Source organism: Pseudomonas juntendi (assembly GCF_009932375.1).
Lineage (GTDB): Bacteria > Pseudomonadota > Gammaproteobacteria > Pseudomonadales > Pseudomonadaceae > Aquipseudomonas > Aquipseudomonas juntendi.
The window spans coordinates 1-1,001 of record NZ_BLJG01000456.1 but is presented as its reverse complement, the minus strand read 5'-3'; the positions used below and the strand labels follow the sequence as shown (position 1 = coordinate 1,001).

At 62.2% G+C, this 1,001-nt stretch carries 1 protein-coding gene; it reads right to left on the bottom strand.

The features are described 5' to 3' along the window. A partial coding sequence (locus GYA94_RS26705; RefSeq protein ID WP_174824219.1) for a transglycosylase domain-containing protein occupies positions 1–863 on the bottom strand: 863 nt, incomplete at its 3' end. Positions 864–1,001: the final 138 nt, after the last annotated feature.

Genomic DNA, 1,001 nt, shown 5'->3' with positions numbered 1-1,001 from the left:
AACTGGCTGGCCAGGCCGAAGCCGTGCACGGCACGCTGGCCGTCCTGCCCGACAAAGACCTCGTTGAGGTAGGCCTCGAGGATTTCGCGCTTGTCGTAATGCAGTTCGAGCAGCACCGCCATCATCGCTTCGGTCACTTTGCGGCTGAGGCTGCGCTCGCTGCTGAGGTAGAAGTTCTTCACCAACTGCTGGGTCAAGGTACTGCCACCCTGGCGCATCGAGCCGGATGAAGTATTCACCCACATGGCCCGGGCGATGGACTTGGGCGACACGCCATGGTGGCTATAGAAGTCGCGGTCTTCCGTGGCAACCAGGGTCTCGAGCAGGTACTTGGGCACCTGGTCGATCTTGATCAGAATGCGGTCTTCAAGGTTTTTCGGGTAGATACCGCCGATCATCAGCGGCTCCAGGCGCACCACGTCAAGCGCCTTGCCATTGGCCCCGGAAAGGCCGGCCACGTAATCGCCGGAGAACCGCACGCGCACGAACTGCGCGGGCTCCATGCCCTCGTAGAACTGGAAGCCACGGGTGTTGAGGTCGACGGTGTTGCCGTTGACGGCCGCCGCCCCCGGGCCGTTGGCCGCGCTTTCACGCCGGTAGCCAAGCGCGTCGAGCTCGGTGAGGAAGTCGTTCTTGCTCAGTTTCTGGCCGGTGAACAGCTCCAACGGCCGTGCATACACCTTGGCCGGGATGGTCCAGCGCTTGCCAGAGAACTTTTCCTGGACAACGGCATCGAGGTAAACCGCGAAGCCGGCGACGATCACCAGGCCTACCAGGCTGAGCTTCAAAGCCCAGCCCAGCCAGGCGCGAGAGCGGCCGGTCGGGCGTTTTTGAGGGGTACGGGGAGTTCGGGTTCGGGTCATGACGGCGGATTATACGCACTTTGGAAAGACTGGGCAGGCGGCCCGGCGGTAGGCAGGGACGGCACCATTGACCATAATGATGCATTCGAATTCCCTGCCCCCGGAAGGATTTGCCGTGAGCCAAGCTCTTATCACTGC